This is a genomic window from Gammaproteobacteria bacterium (assembly GCA_016199745.1).
GTDB lineage: Bacteria > Pseudomonadota > Gammaproteobacteria > Acidiferrobacterales > Sulfurifustaceae > JACQFZ01.
The window spans coordinates 269829-288766 of record JACQFZ010000048.1; the positions used below are offsets into that span (position 1 = coordinate 269829).

The following is an 18938-nucleotide window of genomic DNA, read 5'->3' on the forward strand; positions in this document are numbered from 1 at the left end:
CGTTCCACGGTTGTTCCTCCTAATAGCGAAAACGACGGGCGACGAGCAAAATCATTTGCTCGAGCAACAATCCGACGACGCCGACAACGAAGATGGCGATGATGATGTGTTCCACATTCAAGTTGTTCCACTCGTCCCATACCCAAAAACCGAGACCGACGCCGCCGGTCAGCATCTCGGCCGCCACAATCACCAACCACGCGACGCCGATCGATAAGCGCACGCCGGTGAGCACATGCGGCAATACCGCCGGGAAGAGAATGCGGCTGAACAGTGTCCACGGTGGCAACTTCAACACACGAGCGACGTTGAGGTAATCCTGTGGCATCTGCATAACGCCGGTGGCGGTGTTGAGCAGCATCGGCCAGACGCTGGAAATGAAGATCACCCAAACCGCCGCCGGCTGCGCCTGCTTAAACACGTACAGTCCTATCGGTAACCATGCCAGCGGCGACACCGGCCGCAACAGGCTAACGATCGGCGCCGCCATCTTCCGCAGAAATTCGACATAACCGAGCAGAAATCCGCACGGTATGCCGACTAACGCCGCCAGACCGAACCCTATACCGACGCGTGTGAGCGAATGCAGGACGTTCCAGCCGATACCTTGATCGTTCGGACCGTTTTGATAAAACGGGTGGCGGAATACATCCACCGCCGACTGCCATGTCTTCACCGGTCCCGGTAACTCGGTCTGCCCGGCGATCAAGGCCCACAACAGCGTGAACAACAATAGGCCGAGAACCGGCGGCACCACGTGACGGCGCACGCTCTGCCAAGCTACCGACGCACGCGAACGGCCAGTGACCGGTGTCATCAACGGCACGGATCTCGCGTTGGCCACGGCTATCGCCGCCGCCAGCATCGCTGGTTTTTCTTTCTTCATCGGCACCACGCTCATCGGGTTTCTCCTTCCGCACTCGGCCTGAGCATCACGCTCGGACTTTGAAGTTACCGGCATACAGTTTCGGATTGCTGCCATCCCAGACCACGCCGTCGATGAGCTTGGCCGTGCGCATTTCGCTAACGGGCGCAGAGACTTTGGCCAAGGTCGCCGCCTGCCGGTAGAGTGCGACCTGATTCACTTGCTTCGCGACCGCCAGGTAGTCAACGTCCTCTTTTAGCAATCCCCAGCGCTTGTGCTGCGTTAGGAACCACATGCCATCGGACAGATAAGGAAACGTGACCTTGCCGTCGTTGTAAAACTTCAGGTAATTGTCGTCCTTCCACTTCTTACCATTGCCGTTGTCGTATTGGCCCTGCATGCGGCCGACGATGACGTCTTCGGCGGTATTGACGTACGACTTTTGCGCGATGATTTGCGCGACCTTCAGCCGATTGGCCATCGTGTCGATGTACTTGCCGGCATCGATAATGGCGGCGACCATGGCGCGTGCGGTGTTGGGATACTTGTGCACGAACTCGGCGGTCGTGCCGAGTACCTTCTCCGGATGGTCCTTCCAGATTTCTTGGGTCGTGACGGCAGTAAAACCGACGTTGTCTTGAATCGCCCGCGCGTTCCACGGCTCACCGACACAATAGCCGTCCATGTTGCCGACGCGCATGTTGGCCACCATTTGCGGCGGCGGCACGGTGATGGTCTTTACGTCCTTGAACGGATCGATACCGTGAGCGGCGAGCCAGTAATAAATCCACATCGCGTGGGTACCGGTTGGGAACGTGTGAGCGAATGTGTACTCGCGTTTCTCGGTATCGATCAACTTCTTGAGACCGGCGCCGTCGACCGCGCGTTTTGCTTTGAACTGGTTCGTCAACGTAATTGCTTGGCCGTTGTGATTCAGGCTCATCAAGATGGCCATATCTTTCTTCGGACCGCCGACGCCCAGGTGCACCCCGTAGATCAACCCATAGAGCACATGCGACGCATCGAGCTCGCCGTTAACCAGCTTGTCGCGTACCGACGCCCAATTGGCTTCTTTGCTCGGCGTAATTTTTATGCCGTATTTCTTGTCGAAGCCGAGTTCGGAAGCGACGACTACGCTGGCGCAATCGGTCAACGGGATAAAACCGATGTTCACTTCCGGTTTCTCCGGCGCGTCCGAACCCGCCGCCCACGCCTTTGTACGCAAACCGGCTAAGCCCAAGGCGGCAAAACCGGTTCCAACGACTGCGGTACGCAAAAAATCGCGTCGGCAAATAGCCTGGGATTGTGCTTTCTTGTATTTGCTCATGTGTCACCCTCCTTTCGCTGCGTTAAAAATAAAAAGGCGTCCATCTGCGGGGGTTACCCCGCCGAGTGGACGCCGTTGTCCGTTAGCGAATCGCCGTTGATCCGCCGTTTACCGATAGGTACATTCCGAGCCGCGGCACTTCTTTGTGCCGGCGTTCGCCAAGCTAACTTCTAACTCCGCAGCAACAGGTCCTCCGCCGTCAACAAGCTCTCGGCCACGTCGATCATGCGCATGCCGCGGTCCATCGCCATTTGTCGCAACGTCGAATAGGCCGCTTGTTCGTTGAGATTGCGCCGGCGCATTAAGACACCCTTGGCACGCTCGATATCGCGACGCTCGGCTAGCCGAGTAATCGCCTCGTCGCGTTGCTCGCGCAACAGGACAAACTGCTGAAACCGGGTTACCGCCGCTTCGAGTACCGGCAAAACGCGCTCACGCTTAAGGCCGTCGACGACAAAAGCACTGACGCCCGCTTGCACCGCCATCCGCACGCAGGTGGCGTCGCCGCGATCGACAAATACCACGATCGGCAGTGGTTGGCTGCGCATGATGCGGCCCCATTGCGTGAGCATATGCGGCGTCGACTCGTCCGCCTCGACGATCATGGCGTCGGCGTGCGAGCGACGTACACCGAGCATGAGGTCGTCATCGTGGGCGATGGCGGCGACAGCGTGATGCTTGGCCGCTGCCAATGCATGCTCAATAAGAAGCGCGCGATCGTGCCGTTGCGCCGCCAGTAAAACCTTGTGTTGAGTGGTCATCCGTTTAGCACCGTTACTGTCCGCTAACGCTATAGCAATGCACGTGCCAACGCAGAAAAGAGAAGAAAACGCGGAATCGCCGCGAAAACAGCGACGTTATAAAAAAATAGTCTCGGCCGGATGCACTGCGAACGAGCGCGACGATGGATAAGCGCAGCGACGTGGTGCAAATCGCACCGTCGGGCAATGCGGGGAAAGGGCGATACGAACGCCGCTGCCGATACCACCGGCAGCGGTTGTTACGACAAGATTGGAATCAGGGGGTGGATTCGGCGGTTTCTTTCTTCGGCGGCAGCATGTCTTCGCGTGAAACACCGAGCCACATGACGATCGGGCTGGCGACGAGCACCGACGAATAAATGCCGAAGAGAATGCCGATGGTCAGGGCCAACGCGAAGTAATGCAGCGTCTCACCGCCGAACAGCAGCATGGACAACACTGCCAACTGCGTACAACCGTGGGTGATGATCGTACGCGACATCGTGCTGGTGATGGCGTTGTCGATGATCTGCGGTACGGTGGCCTTGCGCATCTTGCGGAAGTTCTCGCGCACTCGGTCGAACACGACGACCGATTCGTTCACCGAATAACCCAAGATAGCCAACACTGCCGCCAACACCGTCAGCGAAAACTCCCACTGGAAGAACGCAAAGCAGCCGAGAATGATGACGACGTCATGCAGGTTGGCGATGATGGCAGCAACGCCGAACTTCCACTCGAAGCGGAACCATAGATACAACACGATACCGGCGGAAACGACCAACAGCGCCATCGCGCCGTTCTCGAACAGCTCTTTACCTACTTGTGGACCGACAAACTCGACGCGTCGCTTCTGAACCGACGGATCGGCCTTACGCAACGACTCCATGACAGAATCGGAAAGCTTGGCGCTGCTGACGCCCTCTTTCACCGGCAATCGAATCAGCACATCCACCGGCAATCGAATCAGCACATCGCGCGAAGTACCGAAGTTCTGCACGGCAACATCGTGCAAGCCAAGCTTCTCCAGCGAGCTCCGAATCTCCGGTACGTTCGCCGGCTGCGCGTAGCTGACTTCCATCACCGTACCGCCGGTGAAGTCGACGCCGAGGTTCAACCCTTTGGTTATCAAAAACACCACCGCCAGCACAAACGTGATGATCGAGATCACGTTGAAGATCAGCGCATAGCGCATGAACGGAATGTCTTTACGAATTCTGAAAAATTCCATGGCTACTTACCTCAGGCCTTATGCCAAGCGGTGTTGCCGATGGCGACCCGTTCGAGCTTGCGGCGATTGCCGTAGTACAGGTTGACGATGGCACGCGATACCATCACCGCGCTGAACATGGAAGTGAGAATACCGAGACACAACACCACCGCGAAGCCTCTGACCGGGCCGGAACCGAACGCAAGCAACGCCAAGCCGGCGATCAAGGTGGTGATATTGGAATCGAGAATGGTACCGAAGGCACGCTCATAACCGGCAAAGATACTGGCGTGCGGCGTATTACCGTTGCGCAGTTCTTCGCGGATACGTTCGTTGATCAGCACGTTGGCATCGATCGCCATACCAACGGTCAGCGCGATACCGGCCATACCGGGCAAGGTCAACGTCGCCTGCATAATCGACAACAATGCCAGCAGCAGCAATACGTTCACCGCTAGCGCCAGGATCGAAATAACACCGAACGCGGCATAATAAAGAATCATGAACACGGCGATCGCGGCGAAACCGATCCAGGTTGAGTGAAATCCACGCTGAATGTTATCGGCGCCGAGGCTCGGGCCGATGGTACGCTCTTCAATGATTTCAACCGGAGCCGCTAAGGCACCGGCGCGCAACAGCAATGATAACTCGTTCGCTTCCTGGGTGTTGTCGAGGCCTTCGATCTGGAAACGCTTGCCCAGCTGCTGGCGAATGACCGGCGCGGTAATGACTTCTTCGACGCGTTCGCTGACGCGTACCGGTCGGCCTTCGGCATCGAGCACTGGTTGGCCGTTGGCATCGAGCTTGGACTTGGACTTGATCTCGATATAGACCACCGCCATGCGCTTGTTGACGTTCTCGCCGGTGACGCGCTGGTTGATGGCAGCGCCACGAGCATCAAGCGTGATGGAGACGATGGACTGATTGGTGCGACTGTCGAAACCGGGCGCAGCGTCGATGATGTTCTCGCCCGAATAGATAACGCGATTCTTGAGCGGGATCTGTCGACCGTCGCGCATACGATACATCTTAGTGCCGATCGACGTATCGCCGGTGTTGGCGCCCTCATCGACCAACATGATCTCAAGGGTAGCGGTGCGTCCGAGGATCTCTTTCGCGCGTGCCGTGTCTTGCACACCCGGCAGCTGGACGACGATACGATCTTGACCTTGCTGCTGGATCACCGGCTCGGCGACACCGAGCTCGTTGACGCGGTTGCGCAACGCCGTAATGTTCTGCTCCAGCGCGTAACGGTGTTTATCCAGCAACACCTTCTCGCTCATACGTGCCGTTAACACATATTCCGAATCACGTCGGTTATCGCTGAGCTCAAGATCACGCAGCTCTTTGCGCACCACGTCGCGCGCTTGCTCGAATTGCGCAGCGTCGCGAAACACCGTTTCGACCGCTCCGCTCTCGAGACGATTGACCGTGACGTAACGCACCTTCGCTTCGCGCAGTACGCGACGTATATCGTCGGCGGCGTTTTCCGAGGCCTTCTTCAAGACCGCGCGCGTGTCGACCTGCATGAGGAAGTGCACGCCACCACGCAAGTCGAGACCGAGATACATCGGCTTCGCGCCGAGCACTTGCAGCGCCCGCGGCGTCGCCGGCAGCAAGTTTACGGCAACGGTGTATGTGTCGCCTAACTCTGTTTGCACTAAATCACGCGCCCGGAGTTGAACCTCGGGATCGCCAAAGCGTACTTTGGCGCTAGTTTCATCGAGCACCGTACCGCGGTATTCAATGTTCGCCTGCTTCAACACCCGCTCGACGCGCGCGAGCGTTGTCGCATCGACCTTGGTCGTGCGTGTCGGCGAAATTTGGATGGCAGGGTCTTCACCGAAAACATTCGGTAACGCGTAGATTACCGCGAACACGAACGCAGCCAGTACGATGAGGTACTTCCAGAGCGGATAGCGATTCATGTCTTTATATTTTAAGGAGGGCTTGTGCCCGAGGCGTTGGACGCCGGGCCTTATTTGATAGTTCCCTTAGGCAACACGGCTTGGATCGCCGGCCGCTGCACTTTGATCTCGACCTTATCGGCGATCTCGATCGTCACGATGTTGTCGGCGATGTGCGTGACCCGTCCCAGCAAACCACCGGCGGCCACGACTTCGTCGCCCTTGGCGATCGCGTCGATCATGGCTTTGTGTTCTTTGGCACGTTTTTGCTGCGGCCGGATGAGCAGGAAGTAGAAGATGGCAAACATGCCGCCCATCATGATGATCATACTCATCGGGTTACCGCTTTGAGCGCCAGCGGCGGCTGGGGCGTCGGCCCAAGCATTCTCGATGAAAAACAAGTTCATGTCGTTTTCCTTAATTAACTAAGCCAATCAGGGGGAGCTACCAGATGGAACCCCGAAGAATTTGTTGCACCGGCCCTCGAAATAACCCTTTATTCGTCGTTCTGGGCGTCCGGGCGGCGCATACGATAAAACTTATTGACGAAATCATCCAGCCTTTTTTCCGCAATAGCAGCGCGTAAATCGCGCATCAGCTCCTGGTAATAATAAAGATTGTGCAAGGTCGCCAGCCGGGCGCCCAGGATTTCATTCGATTGCTGCAGGTGCCGAAGATACGAACGCGAGTAGTGCCGACAGGTGTAACAGCTGCAGGCGGGATCGATCGGCGTGGTGTCGGCGGCGTGGCGGCTGTTGCGTATCTTGAGATTGCCAGTACGGGTGAACAACCAGCCATTGCGGGCGTTGCGGGTCGGCATCACACAATCGAACATATCGATGCCGCGGCTGACGGCGTCGACCAGATCTTCCGGCGTGCCGACACCCATTAAATAGCGCGGCCGATCTGCCGGCATCTGCGGCGCCAGCTGCTCGACGACATGCAGCATCTCTTCCTTCGGCTCGCCTACCGATAACCCCCCAAGCGCATAGCCGTCGAAGCCGATCTGCTTCAATCCATCCAACGATTGCTCGCGCAAGGACAAATGCATGCCACCCTGCACGATACCGAACAACGCGCCCGGCGCATCTGCATGCGCCGTCCGACAACGTGCCGCCCAACGCAGCGACAACTCCATCGACGCACGCGCTTCGTCTTCGGTCGCCGGATAGGCCGTACATTCGTCGAACACCATAATGATGTCGGAGCCGAGCCCTTGCTGGACCTCGATAGCGCGTTCGGGCCCGAGGAATACCTTGCCGCCGTCGATCGGCGATTGAAACCAGACGCCCTCTTCCGTGAGCTTGCGCAGCTTGCCGAGGCTCCAGACTTGAAACCCGCCGGAGTCGGTTAGGATCGGACCGTTCCAATGACTGAATCCATGTAGCCCTCCGTGCGCGCGAATGATTTCTACACCCGGGCGCAACATGAGATGGAACGTGTTACCGAGAATGATCTCGGCGCCGATCTCGCGCAGTTCTTCGGGTGTCATGGCTTTGACGGTGCCGTAGGTACCGACCGGCATGAACGCCGGTGTCTCAACGGTACCTCGGGCAAAATGCATACGGCCACGGCGGGCGGGACCGTCGGTGGTAATTAGCTCGAATTTCATGGCACGAAGTATCGGGGGGTCGGCTTCGGCTCGCAATAGTGTGGAATCGCCCCGTTGGGGCGATTCCATCTCAACCACCCACCCGCGAAACAAACATCGCATCCCCATAACTGTAAAACCGATACCGCTGCTGAACCGCATGCCGATACGCATCGAGCACGCGCTCAGTCCCCGCGAACGCGCAAACCAACATTAGCAACGACGACTCGGGCAAATGAAAATTCGTGATAAGCGCATCCACCACTCTGAAGCGATAACCAGGATATATAAAGATATCGGTCTCACCCTCATACGGCGCGAGCGTGCCCTCCTCTGCCGCTGTCTCCAACGCCCGCACCACTGTCGTCCCGACCGCGACCACACGCCGTCCTTGCGCATGCGCGCGTTCGATCGCGGCGCATGTCGCCGCTGACACGTGCACCGACTCAGCATGCAACCGCTGGCCTTCGATCTCCTCGGCGCGCAACGGTTGAAACGTTCCAGCACCGACATGCAACGTCACGAACACACACTCGACACCGAGCGCCTTCAAACGATCGAACATTTCGTTGTCGAAATGCAAGCCGGCGGTCGGCGCCGCGACCGCACCGGGATCGCGTGCGTACACCGTTTGATAACGCTCACGATCTACCGGCGTATCGCTGCGGGCAATGTATGGCGGCAGCGGCACATGACCATAACGCTCGAGCACTTCCGCCAACGGCACATCGATGTCAAACACCAATTCGTAAAACTCGTCTTTGCGACCGAGCACGGTCGCGCGCAACTCCTCTTCGAGTAGCAGTCGCTGACCCGGCTTCGATGACTTAGAGGCGCGCATCTGCGCTAACGCGCGATTCGTACCGAGTACACGCTCGATCAGTACTTCAACTCGACCGCCGGTTTCCTTCGCGCCGTATAACCGCGCCGGAATGACGCGCGTGTTGTTCAGAACCAGCAAATCGCCGGGAGCTAACAACTGCGGCAAATCAAAAAACTGCCGATCGATCGGCACACCGGTCACTGCATCGATATGCAACAACCGTGACGACGTGCGCGGCGACGCCGGACGCTGCGCGATCAATTCATCGGGTAAGTCAAAATGGAAATCGGATTTACGCACGGCGCGCAGATTATCAGATAGGGTCGTAAGCACGGGAACGATCTGGTTTTTGCCTGCAGGGAGCGGCTATACTGCCAGCGCACACCGCCCAGCGAATGGCAGCGGCGCTCGCCTCTCGACCCCTGATAGGAAATCAATGAACGGAACACGTTATACGCTCGAAGTTCAGCCGGTCATCCCCACGACACTCACGCGTCTTAGCGAGCTTGCCGACGATCTGTTCTACAGCTGGGAACGTTCCGTTCGCAATCTGTTCTACCGATTGGATCCAGAGTTGTGGGAGTCGTGCCGGCATAACCCGAAAGTGTTCCTACGCCGCGTTTCGCAACAGCGGCTCGACGAAGCGGCGGAAGACCGCATCTTTATGGAGGACTACAAACGTGTCCTGTCCAGCTACGACAACTATCATCAGACGCCGACGACCAAGTCGCCGTGTCGCGGACTGATAGACGAAAACGATCTCGTCGCTTACTTCTGCGCCGAGTTCGGCTTTCACGAAAGCTTTCAGATTTATTCCGGCGGTCTCGGCATCCTCGCCGGCGATCATTGCAAAGCAGCGAGCGATCTCGGCATTCCATTCGTCGGCATCGGCATGCTCTATCGCCAAGGCTACTTCATTCAGACCATCGACGGTCAGGGCAATCAGGTCGCGCATTACATGCCGACCCACTTCAACGATCTACCGATCACGCCGGCGATCAATGCCGACGGTCAAGAAGTGCACGTCGATGTCGAGCTGCCCAGTCGCCGCGTCACGCTCAAAGTATGGAAAGCCAAAGCCGGCCGCATCACGCTGTATTTGCTCGACAGCGATCTGCCGGAAAATGCCGAAGCCGATCGACGCATCACTTATCAGCTCTACGGCGGCGATATCAACACCCGCATTCAACAAGAGATCGTGCTCGGCATCGGCGGCGCCCGCGCGCTCGGGGCGATCGGTCTCAAGCCGACGGTGTGGCACATCAATGAAGGTCATGCGGCATTTCTAATTCTCGAACGTTGTCGTGAACTCGTCGCCGAAGGGCTCGACTTCGATAGCGCGCTCGAAGCAACGGCGGCCAACACCGTCTTCACGACGCACACGCCGGTACCGGCCGGACACGACATCTTCGACTATCAATTGATGCAGAGTTATTTCGGTAACTTCGTCAAACAACTCGGCGTACCGATGGAGCAGTTCCTGGCGCTCGGCTCGACGCCGACCAATCTCGGCGGCTTCAATCAAACGGCATTAGCGTTACGCGGCTCACGCTTTCGTAACGGCGTCTCGCGTATTCACGGCGATGTCGCTGCGCGCATGTCGGCATTCGTTTGGCCGCAGGTACCGCCGGAAGAGAATCCACTCGGCTACATCACCAACGGTGTGCACGTGCCGACATTCCTGGCGCGCGAGTGGGCCAATCTATTCGACATGCGCTTCGGCGGCGGCTGGCGCAATGAGCTGCTGAACGAACAGTACTGGCAACAGATCGATAGCATTCCGGCACACAGCTTTTGGAGCTTACGTCAATCGCTGAAGAGCGAGATGTTGGAAGAGGTACGGCAACGCGCATTGTTTCAATATCGCCGCAACGGCTACAGCGAATCATTGATCGACCGACTGACCGAACATCTCACACCGGACGCGATCGACACGCTGGTTCTCGGTTTCGCTCGCCGCTTCGCCACTTACAAACGTTCGACGCTGATCTTCCACGACCTGCCGCGGTTGGCGCGCCTGCTCAACGATCCGCAGCGGCCGGCGGTGATCATCTTCGCCGGTAAAGCACATCCGCACGACATCCCGGCGCAGGCGATGATCAAGACCATTCACGAGTACTCGTTGCGGCCGGAGTTTCAGGGCCGCATTATTCTGCTGGAAGGTTACGATCAGGCGTTGGCGCGGCGGCTGGTCACCGGCGTCGACGTCTGGCTCAACACGCCCGAGTATCCGCTCGAAGCGAGCGGCACTTCCGGCGAGAAGGCCGGTATCAATGGCGTGATTAATCTATCCGTGCTCGATGGCTGGTGGGGCGAGGGTTACAACGGCGAGAACGGTTGGGCGATTACACCACACGGGCCGTCTTACGATCGCGCCTACCGCGATAAAGAAGAAGCGCAGGAGTTGCTCGATACGCTGGAAAAGCAAGTCGTGCCGCTCTACTACACCCGCACCAGTCACGGCTACTCGGAAGGTTGGGTGCGGCGCTCGAAAGCGTCGATGAAGTCGCTCATTCCCCATTACAACTCGCAGCGCATGGTGATGGACTACGTGCGCAAGTATTACACCTACGCCCGCCGCCAACGTCTGACGATGTCTGGCAATAACTATGGGCGCGCGAAAGAGATTGCTGCCTGGCGACGGAAAGTCGATGGCAGTTGGCCAAAAGTGCGACTGCGCCGCGTCGATGCACCGCAACTGGAAATCATCGCCGGTAATATTCTGCCGATCCGGGTCGCCGCGTTTCTCGACGAGCTGACGCCGGAGGATGTGTTGGTCGAGTGCCTGGTCGGTACCGATACCGAGAGTGGTGAGTTCGTGCGGCACGATACGCATGTGTTTATTCCGGGCGCCGTTAATTCCGCCACCGGCGAGACCGAGTTTCGATTGGATCTCAAGCCGCGTTTGCCGGGGTTGCAGTCGTACAAGATTCGTATCTTGCCGTTCCATGCGTCGCTGGGGAATCGGTTTGAGGCGGGGTATATGTTGTGGCTCTAGGTTGAATCGCCCTCTTAATGAGGGCGATGCTGGTCGAGATAATAAATGTAATCAGCGGGATGCTCCGCCCCGCAGCCCAGGGTTACTTTCTCTTGCTTGTGCAAGAGAAAGTAACCAAAGAGAAGCACACCCCGGGGTGGCGCAAAGCCTTCCTGCGCTTCTCACTTTTGGCTACCAACTATGTCTGGCACAACACATCCCTGTGTTGAGCCAGACCGCGCGCTTCCTGCGCGCGTCGAGGCCAAAAGCTCCGATGCTCGGAATGCGCCACACGGGGATTAACGGCAACAACAACCGCAAAAGCCCATTCAACTCGCCCCCCACCCTAACCAGTCCCGCCCAGTGCGCGCAAACCTCAGCGCGCCCGTTCGGCGGCGCGAGTGTCCACTGGACACTCGCGAATGCCCCGCCTCACCCCCCGCTGTTGCGGGGGAGGGAATGTGGCTGTTGTAGGGTGGGCAATGTTTTTTTGCCCACGCGGATTCAAATACAAACGTGGGCAGCGAAGTGGCCACGCTATATTTTTCCCTCAGGCAGCACCATCTACCGTCGTCATCGTTTCGAAAAAACGTTCGACGTCGGCGAGCGAGCGCGTCTGCGGCATCGGCGGCAGGCTTTCTAAAAACAATTTACCGTAGCTACGGTTATAAATGCGCGGATCGCACAGCATCAGCACGCCGCGATCTTCCAAACTGCGAATCAATCGACCGGCGCCTTGCTTCAGCGACAACACTGCCTCCGGCAACTGATACTCCATAAACGGATTACCGCCGGCGGCGGCACAAGCAGCGGCACGTGCTTTCAACACCGGATCGTCTGGCGCGGCAAACGGAAATTTATCGATAATGACGCACGACAAGGCCGGACCGCGGACATCGACGCCCTCCCAGAAACTGCCGGTGCCGAGCAGCACCGCATCGCCAGCGGCAACGAACGTATCGAGCAGACGTGCTCGGCCCATCGTCCCTTGCACCAGCAATGGATGCTCGAGCCGGCCCTGCAACAGCTCGGCGGCGATCTTCAATGCACGGTGGCTGGTAAAGAGGAAGAAGGCGCGGCCGCGGCTGGCGCGCAACACCGGCAACGCCGCCTCGACCACCTTGGCGGTGAACGTCGGCGCGCTCGGCTCCGGCAACGACCGCGGAATGTACAGTAACGCCTGTTGCTCGTAGTTGAATGGACTGGTCCAGCGCGCGGTCTGCGCGTCCAACCCCAAGCGTGCGGTGAAGTGCGTGAAATCGTCGCCGATAGCAAGCGTCGCCGACGTGTAGATCCAGGCCTTGGTACCGATACCGCGCACGCGGTCTTGAAACGAACGCGCGACGTCGAGCGGTGTTAACCGAATCATGAAGCTGCGTGCCGCCGTTTCCACCCACGCCACTTGATCGAGATCGTCGCCGCGGGTGATTTGCTCCAATCGTTCAAGCAACGCGGTCGCCCGCCGCGCGCAATTGGCGAGACCGGGTCCGCGGGCGGCGACCGCGTCGAGCACCTGCGCCAACTCTGACAGCGATTCCTGCAGGACATGCAACGCCGCCACCACCTCGTCGGTACCGGCGACGTCGGCCCACGGCACGCGCCGCAACGGCGTACCGAGCGCGAGCCGAAAATCCAACACCGCACGATCAGCCGCCTCTGCCACCGGCCGCAGCTCGCGCAAGCCGCTCTGCTCTTTAATATCTTCGGCGATGGAATCGCGACAAAGATTACGCAGTTGATGGCTGGAGAACGACGCGCCAAAAAAATCGCTGGCGATGTCGGCCAACTGATGCGCTTCGTCGAAAATCACGGCATCGGCCGCCGGCAGTAGCTGCGCGAAACCCTCTTCGCGCATGCTGACATCGGCGAAAAACAGATGATGATTGATAACGATAATTTCCGCGGTGGCCGCTTCACGGCGGGCGCGGTTGACGAAGCAGCGATTGAATTCCGTGCACTGACTGCCAAGGCAATTATCGACGGTTGACGTCACCATCGGCCACAGCTCCGATTCCTCCGGCACATCGCCGACCTCGGCAATATCACCGCTCTTGGTACGCCGCGCCCACCCTTGGATGCGCTGGAACTCGGCGCTGCTGCTGCGCGCCGTGAAACGACCTTCAGCGATCGTGCGTTCGAGTCGATGCAAACAAAGATAATTCGATCGACCTTTGAGCAACGCCGCCTGCACCGGAATGCCAAGGGCATCGCGCACCAACGGCAGATCGCGGCGAAACAATTGATCCTGCAGGTTGCGCGTGCCGGTCGATATCATCACCTTGAGGCCCGAGAGCAAGGCCGGCACGAGATAGGCGAAGGTCTTACCGGTGCCGGTGCCCGATTCAGCGACGAACACGCGCTGCTCGGCCAACGCGGTCTCCACCGCTTGCGCCATGGCCTGCTGACTGGGACGCGGGACGAACCCGGGGATTTGTTGCGCGAGCGGACCGCGCGCGCTGAGCGCTTCTCGGCTTTGCATATTTCGGCGGATTCTTCGCTATCAAGCCGGAAACTGCAAGCTTAAGATCCGGTCTGACACCCCATTCCCGGTGGAGATTTCTATGCTTCAGATTCGACGTAGCGCCGAACGCGGCCATGCCAACCACGGCTGGCTGGATTCGCACCACACCTTCTCGTTTGCCGATTACCAGGATCCGGCCTACATGGGCTTCGGTGCGCTACGCGTCATCAACGAAGACCGTGTCGCCCCCGGCGGTGGCTTCGCGCCGCACAGCCATCGCGACATGGAAATCATCAGCTACGTGCTCGACGGTGCGCTGGAGCACAAAGATAGCCTTGGTAACGGTTCGGTCATTTGCCGAGGCGACGTGCAGCGTATGTCTGCCGGCACCGGCGTGCGCCACAGCGAATACAATTCCTCGACCAACGAACCCGTGCACTTTCTGCAGATTTGGATTATTCCGGCGCAAACCGGACTAGCGCCGAGTTATGAACAGCAACACGTCGACCCGTCCGAGCTGCAAAACCGGTTGCGACTCATCGCCTCCCCCGATGGACGTGCGGGCTCGGTCGTTGTCCACCAAGATGCACAGCTTTATGCCGCGACATTGTCGACCGGTCAGGAGGTTCGTCACCCATTAGCGCGTGGCCGCAAAGCCTATCTACAAGTGGCGAACGGAATCGTCCGAATCGACGACCAAACATTGGCCGCCGGCGACGGCGCAGCGATCACTGCTGTCGACGAAATACGTTTGGCGGCACAGGAACCGGCGGAAGTTCTGCTGTTCGATCTCGCCTAGATCATAGACTTCGCGCGCTACCAATGACGTTCGTACACTTGTCGACAGCGCGGCCTAGCGATCGCCAACGGCTACTTTTGCTGGTTGTCGTTTCGATGGTGCTGCATACCGCGCTGCTCTGGCAATGGTCGTTTCGCACCGACCGACAAGGCGTCGCGACGACCCCGCCGGATATTCGCATTACCCTGCAAACCCTCCCCGCCGCGCCCGCTCGGCAAGCGCCGTTGCAACGACCCGTTCGGAACGCACCACCTTCTCATCCCGCTGCCGATCCCAACAACCGCTTTGAACAAGTCCCCACACCGGATACCAGCCTCCATCCCGAAGACTATAGCGCGAGCCAACCGGCAGCTCCTGCCGCGTCGGACGCGCTACCCGGCGGCAGGCTCAACCCACCCGTGCTGTTCCGGGCAACAAAGCCGCCGCTACGCGGCATCGACAGCCAAAAATTAGAAAACGGTCATACGCGAGTCCGCACGGCGTTAGGAGACGGACGGGTCAGATGTTTCGAGATTCGAGAACCAAATCCGCTCGATGAGCACGATATGGGTGCGGTGTACGCGAGCGGCTGTTGAACAAAGATGTCGCATTTTGTGCCTGCCTAAATTAACGGTCTTATCGTTGCGATTGCCGCCGGTACACAGCGGAGTACGATACCGGCGGCGGTAACCAATGCCGCCCAAAACCAACAATCGATGGAGGTCGTTCATGCACCCTGTAATCGACAAGTTCGGTCCGCTGGTTGGACGTATTTTAATTGTCCTGATCTTCCTGTTATCGGGTATCGGCAAGATCACCGGTTTCGGTCAAATGGCGGAGATGATGGCAGGGAAAGGACTTCCCATGGCGACGCTCCTGCTCATTCTCTCCATCGTCGTCGAAGTCGGTGGTTCGGCGATGATCATCCTCGGTTGGAAGGCGCGACTCGCCGCTTTAATAATGTTGCTATGGATGATTCCGGTCACGCTGGTGTTCCACCCATTCTGGACCATGCCGGAAGATCAAGCCTACATCCAACAAATCATGTTCATGAAAAATCTTTCCATGATGGGCGCCATGATCTACATCATGGTTTTCGGTTCCGGTCCGCTTAGCCTCGACAAGAAGTAGCCTCCAACTCGCGAAGGGCGGCAACGCTCTTCGCGAGTTTTTTTCGTCGGTAGATAGGCCGCGTTAACGGAAATTCGCCGAAAGCCGCCGAGTCGAATTGGTGATGAGCGATGGTGCCAAAAGCGATCCATCGGCGCATGAGCTAAGCGAGATAAGCTAACGCCGCTACCGAAGGAATCGATTCTCTGCGCCAATGCTGTCGCGCCCAGACATGTACTGCTTCGAGTGATTCATGGCGCAGCTCACTCGGCGGATGTTGCCCGAGAAAATCGAGTGCTTGCCAAAGTAGCGTCGCGCGATCGGCGACATCTAACGCTATTGCGCCGGTCTGCTTGGAAAGTTTTTCGCCGCGAACATTTACCGCAACCGGCAGATGCGCGTAGGCCGGCGTGGCTACGCCGAGCAATCGCTGCAAATAAATCTGCCGCGCCGTCGACGCCAAAAGATCCGCTCCGCGTATGACTTCGGTGATCCCCTGCGCGGCATCGTCGACAACTACCGCGAGTTGATAGGCGAATAAACCATCGGCACGCAACGCGACAAAGTCGCCGACATCGTCGTCGAGCGGCGATTGCATGCGGCCCTGCACGCCGTCAACGAAATCGATCAACGCATCCTCGACCCGCACCCGCCAAGCGCGCACCGGCCGTCCCGCCGCTAAACCGGCGCGGCAGGTGCCGGGATAAACCGGGCCGTCGGCACCAGGCAACGCCGAATCGGCAATTTCGCGGCGGCTGCACGCACACGGATATACCGCCCCGGCCGCTTCTAATGCGGCGAATGCCTGGCGATACGCTGAGTCGCGCCGGCTTTGATAGATCACCTCGCCGTCCCAATGCAGCCCGAAGCCATCGAGCGTGTGCAAAATAGTATCGGCCGCACCCGCCACCTCGCGCGGCCGATCGAGGTCTTCCATGCGCACGAGCCACTCGCCGTGCCGATGCCGTGCTTCCAAAAAACTACCGACCGCTGCGACTAGCGAACCAAAGTGCAGCGGGCCCGTGGGCGACGGGGCGAAACGCCCGCGATAGCGATAATCGTTCATAGCGGTCGAATTATATTGAAGGCGCGAACGGCGTGTATCATAGCGCGGCCGCTTCACCGACAACGATATCGCTGCAAGGAAACACCGATGGATTTCATGCGCCAGTTCTACCAGGTCCACTGGGCCAGCATTCCCGCCAGTGCGCTGCGGATCGCACTAATTATCCTCGTCGCGTGGCTAGCGATGCGTTTCGCCAAAATCGCGCTGCGCCGCTTCGAGCAACACATGATCCGTCGCGGCCAGGCGACCGGTGAAATAGCGTCTGAGTCCTACAAACGGGCCGAGACGTTAGTACAACTGCTGCACCAAGCCGTGCTTATCATGTTGTGGTTAGTCAGCGGTCTAGTCGTGCTGCGCGAGCTCGGTGTCGAGATCGCGCCGATTCTCGCCAGCGCCGGTATCGTTGGCTTAGCGCTCGGCTTCGGCGCACAAAATTTAGTACGCGATGTGATCGCCGGCTTCTTCATGATTCTGGAAAACCAAGTTCGCGTCGGCGATGTTGCCACGGTTAACGGCACCAGCGGATTAGTCGAGCAAATCAACTTTCGTACGATCGTGCTACGCGATGCCGCCGGCACCGTATACGTGTTCCCGAACGGTGCCATCACCACGCTTGCTAACATGACGCGCGAATGGTCCGCCTACGTGCTCAATATCAGCGTTGCTTACAAAGAAGACCCGGACCGTATCATGGACATCATGCATCGTGTCGCCACCGAGCTGCGCAACGATCCGCGTTTTCGTCCGCTCATGTTGGATGACATCGAAATGTTCGGCGTCGACAAGATCGGCGATTCATCGATCGTGCTTCATGCACGACTGCGCACTGTGCCGATCAAACAATGGGAAGTCGGTCGCGAGTACCTGCGACGGCTCAAATTCGCCTTCGACAAAGAAGGCGTAGAAATACCTCACCCGCATCGCGCGATTTATTTTAATAGCAGCGAAAAATCGTCAGCATCGTTATTATTAACCCCGAAGCGACCAACGGCGGAATGAGCCGTACAAGCTAAGTACTAACCCTGTTGAAGCAGCACATGCGTGTGCTTAAACTGTGGGCATTCGTCGATTGATGTATTAATCGCGAGTACACATATATCTTCCGTATCCGGAGGAGTATCAACTACAAGGAGTTTTTATGAATAAAATTAATCGAGCCCTACCCGGTATTTTTTCTCTCGCTGCCGTCCTAGTAGGTTGCGCTTCCACCGCCGAGCAAACCGCTACGCACAATCCCACAGAAGGCTATGCCACCAACAGCACCGGTGAGATCTTACGTTCCGGTTATAACGAATGTGTCCGCTCCGGCAGTTGGACGGAGAGCACCGCTGCTGCCGAGTGTCAGCCAGTGGTCGCTGCTCAGGAACCATCGACCACCGAGAGCAATCAAGCCGCAGAAACCGCGGCCGCCGGTGCTGAGGCGCAACCGCAAGGCGAAGCACTGCCAGCGGCTGAGCCGAAGCAGACCTATGTCGGTGCCGATGCTTATTTCGAATTCGGTCAAGCAACGCTTACATCCGGCGCTACCCGCGGACTCGACACGGTCGCCGAACATGCGCGTTCTGCCGAGAACGTTAATGTCCGTGTTGTTGGTTATGCCGACCAAATCGGTTCGGATGATTACAACATGGCGCTGTCACGCCGGCGCGCTGAAGCGGTGCGTACCTACTTAGTCGAGCACGGCGTGTCGGAAAATGCGATTGAAGTCGAAGCGCGCGGCGAAACCGATCCGATCGTAAGCTGCGATGGCCACCAAGGTACGGCACTGGTCAACTGCTTGCGTGTCAATCGTCGTTCAGAAGTTCAGTTCTCGGCGCTGGAACCGGTCGAGCGCTAACCGTTAGACGCTTACCCATCCCCCTTTCCGGAAGAAAGGGGGATGGCGCATACACGTTAATGCACCAACCCCAGTACGCCGACAATAATCAGATAAATTGCGACGATGTAATTCAACAGACGCGGCATCACCAAAATTAAAATTCCAGCAATCAACGCAATTACGGGTTGAATAAAAACAATATCGAAGTGCATGACGAACCTCCGTTGTTATTTCTGGAACCGCAACGCTGATCGAAACCAGCGC

General features: G+C 58.1%; 17 protein-coding genes. 6 read left to right on the forward strand and 11 right to left on the reverse strand.

Annotated elements, in window-relative coordinates; genetic code table 11:
- Window positions 1–19: 19 nt before the first annotated feature.
- From ntrB to queA, 8 genes are all read right to left on the reverse strand, one after another.
- Window positions 20–886, reverse strand: a complete 867-nt coding sequence (ntrB, locus tag HY308_12575) for a nitrate ABC transporter permease (GenBank protein ID MBI3899113.1) — start codon at window positions 884–886, stop codon at window positions 20–22.
- A gap of 46 nt (window positions 887–932) precedes the next feature.
- Window positions 933–2192 carry an ABC transporter substrate-binding protein gene (locus tag HY308_12580; GenBank protein ID MBI3899114.1) on the reverse strand — a complete coding sequence of 420 codons (1260 nt, stop codon included), beginning with the start codon at window positions 2190–2192 and terminating at the stop codon, window positions 933–935.
- 170 nt (window positions 2193–2362) lie between these two features.
- A complete protein-coding gene (locus HY308_12585; GenBank protein ID MBI3899115.1) occupies window positions 2363–2953 on the reverse strand; it encodes an ANTAR domain-containing protein in 591 nt (196 codons plus the stop codon).
- 256 nt (window positions 2954–3209) lie between these two features.
- Window positions 3210–4163, reverse strand: a complete 954-nt coding sequence (gene secF / locus HY308_12590) for a protein translocase subunit SecF (protein ID MBI3899116.1) — start codon at window positions 4161–4163, stop codon at window positions 3210–3212.
- 11 nt (window positions 4164–4174) lie between these two features.
- The gene (secD, locus tag HY308_12595; protein ID MBI3899117.1) at window positions 4175–6070 is read right to left on the reverse strand and encodes a protein translocase subunit SecD; all 1896 of its coding nucleotides are present in this window, start codon (window positions 6068–6070) and stop codon (window positions 4175–4177) included.
- A gap of 50 nt (window positions 6071–6120) precedes the next feature.
- Window positions 6121–6456 (reverse strand): preprotein translocase subunit YajC, encoded by a 336-nt coding sequence (yajC, locus tag HY308_12600; GenBank protein ID MBI3899118.1) that lies wholly within the window; start codon window positions 6454–6456, stop codon window positions 6121–6123.
- 89 nt (window positions 6457–6545) lie between these two features.
- Window positions 6546–7661: a tRNA guanosine(34) transglycosylase Tgt gene (gene tgt, locus HY308_12605; protein ID MBI3899119.1), complete on the reverse strand. Its 1116-nt coding sequence runs from the start codon at window positions 7659–7661 to the stop codon at window positions 6546–6548.
- A gap of 70 nt (window positions 7662–7731) precedes the next feature.
- The gene (queA, locus tag HY308_12610) at window positions 7732–8763 is read right to left on the reverse strand and encodes a tRNA preQ1(34) S-adenosylmethionine ribosyltransferase-isomerase QueA (protein MBI3899120.1); all 1032 of its coding nucleotides are present in this window, start codon (window positions 8761–8763) and stop codon (window positions 7732–7734) included.
- A gap of 136 nt (window positions 8764–8899) precedes the next feature.
- Here queA and glgP point away from each other — a divergent pair, with 136 nt between their 5' ends.
- Window positions 8900–11461 (forward strand): alpha-glucan family phosphorylase, encoded by a 2562-nt coding sequence (gene glgP / locus HY308_12615; protein ID MBI3899121.1) that lies wholly within the window; start codon window positions 8900–8902, stop codon window positions 11459–11461.
- Between the two features lie 529 nt (window positions 11462–11990).
- On the opposite strand, the gene HY308_12620 is transcribed toward glgP, so the two are convergent.
- Window positions 11991–13919: an ATP-dependent DNA helicase gene (locus HY308_12620; GenBank protein MBI3899122.1), complete on the reverse strand. Its 1929-nt coding sequence runs from the start codon at window positions 13917–13919 to the stop codon at window positions 11991–11993.
- An 82-nt stretch (window positions 13920–14001) separates the two neighbouring features.
- Between HY308_12620 and HY308_12625 the strand changes: the two genes are divergently transcribed.
- From HY308_12625 to HY308_12635, 3 genes are all read left to right on the forward strand, one after another.
- Window positions 14002–14700: a pirin family protein gene (locus tag HY308_12625; GenBank protein ID MBI3899123.1), complete on the forward strand. Its 699-nt coding sequence runs from the start codon at window positions 14002–14004 to the stop codon at window positions 14698–14700.
- 23 nt (window positions 14701–14723) lie between these two features.
- On the forward strand, window positions 14724–15275 hold the full coding sequence (locus HY308_12630) for a hypothetical protein (GenBank protein ID MBI3899124.1): 552 nt from the start codon (window positions 14724–14726) through the stop codon (window positions 15273–15275).
- A gap of 133 nt (window positions 15276–15408) precedes the next feature.
- Window positions 15409–15810 (forward strand): DoxX family protein, encoded by a 402-nt coding sequence (locus HY308_12635; protein MBI3899125.1) that lies wholly within the window; start codon window positions 15409–15411, stop codon window positions 15808–15810.
- Window positions 15811–15952: 142 nt separating this feature from the next.
- Here HY308_12635 and gluQRS read toward each other — a convergent pair whose 3' ends face one another.
- Complete coding sequence (gene gluQRS, locus HY308_12640; GenBank protein MBI3899126.1) at window positions 15953–16855, reverse strand: tRNA glutamyl-Q(34) synthetase GluQRS; 903 nt, start codon at window positions 16853–16855, stop codon at window positions 15953–15955.
- Between the two features lie 96 nt (window positions 16856–16951).
- On the opposite strand from gluQRS, the gene HY308_12645 reads away from it, so the two are divergent.
- Together HY308_12645 and HY308_12650 are read left to right on the forward strand one after the other, a co-directional pair.
- Window positions 16952–17854 carry a mechanosensitive ion channel family protein gene (locus tag HY308_12645; GenBank protein MBI3899127.1) on the forward strand — a complete coding sequence of 301 codons (903 nt, stop codon included), beginning with the start codon at window positions 16952–16954 and terminating at the stop codon, window positions 17852–17854.
- A gap of 139 nt (window positions 17855–17993) precedes the next feature.
- A complete protein-coding gene (locus HY308_12650) occupies window positions 17994–18692 on the forward strand; it encodes an OmpA family protein (protein ID MBI3899128.1) in 699 nt (232 codons plus the stop codon).
- A gap of 56 nt (window positions 18693–18748) precedes the next feature.
- Here HY308_12650 and HY308_12655 read toward each other — a convergent pair whose 3' ends face one another.
- Window positions 18749–18886, reverse strand: coding sequence for a DUF3096 domain-containing protein (locus HY308_12655; protein ID MBI3899129.1), 138 nt, complete (start codon window positions 18884–18886; stop codon window positions 18749–18751).
- Window positions 18887–18938: the final 52 nt, after the last annotated feature.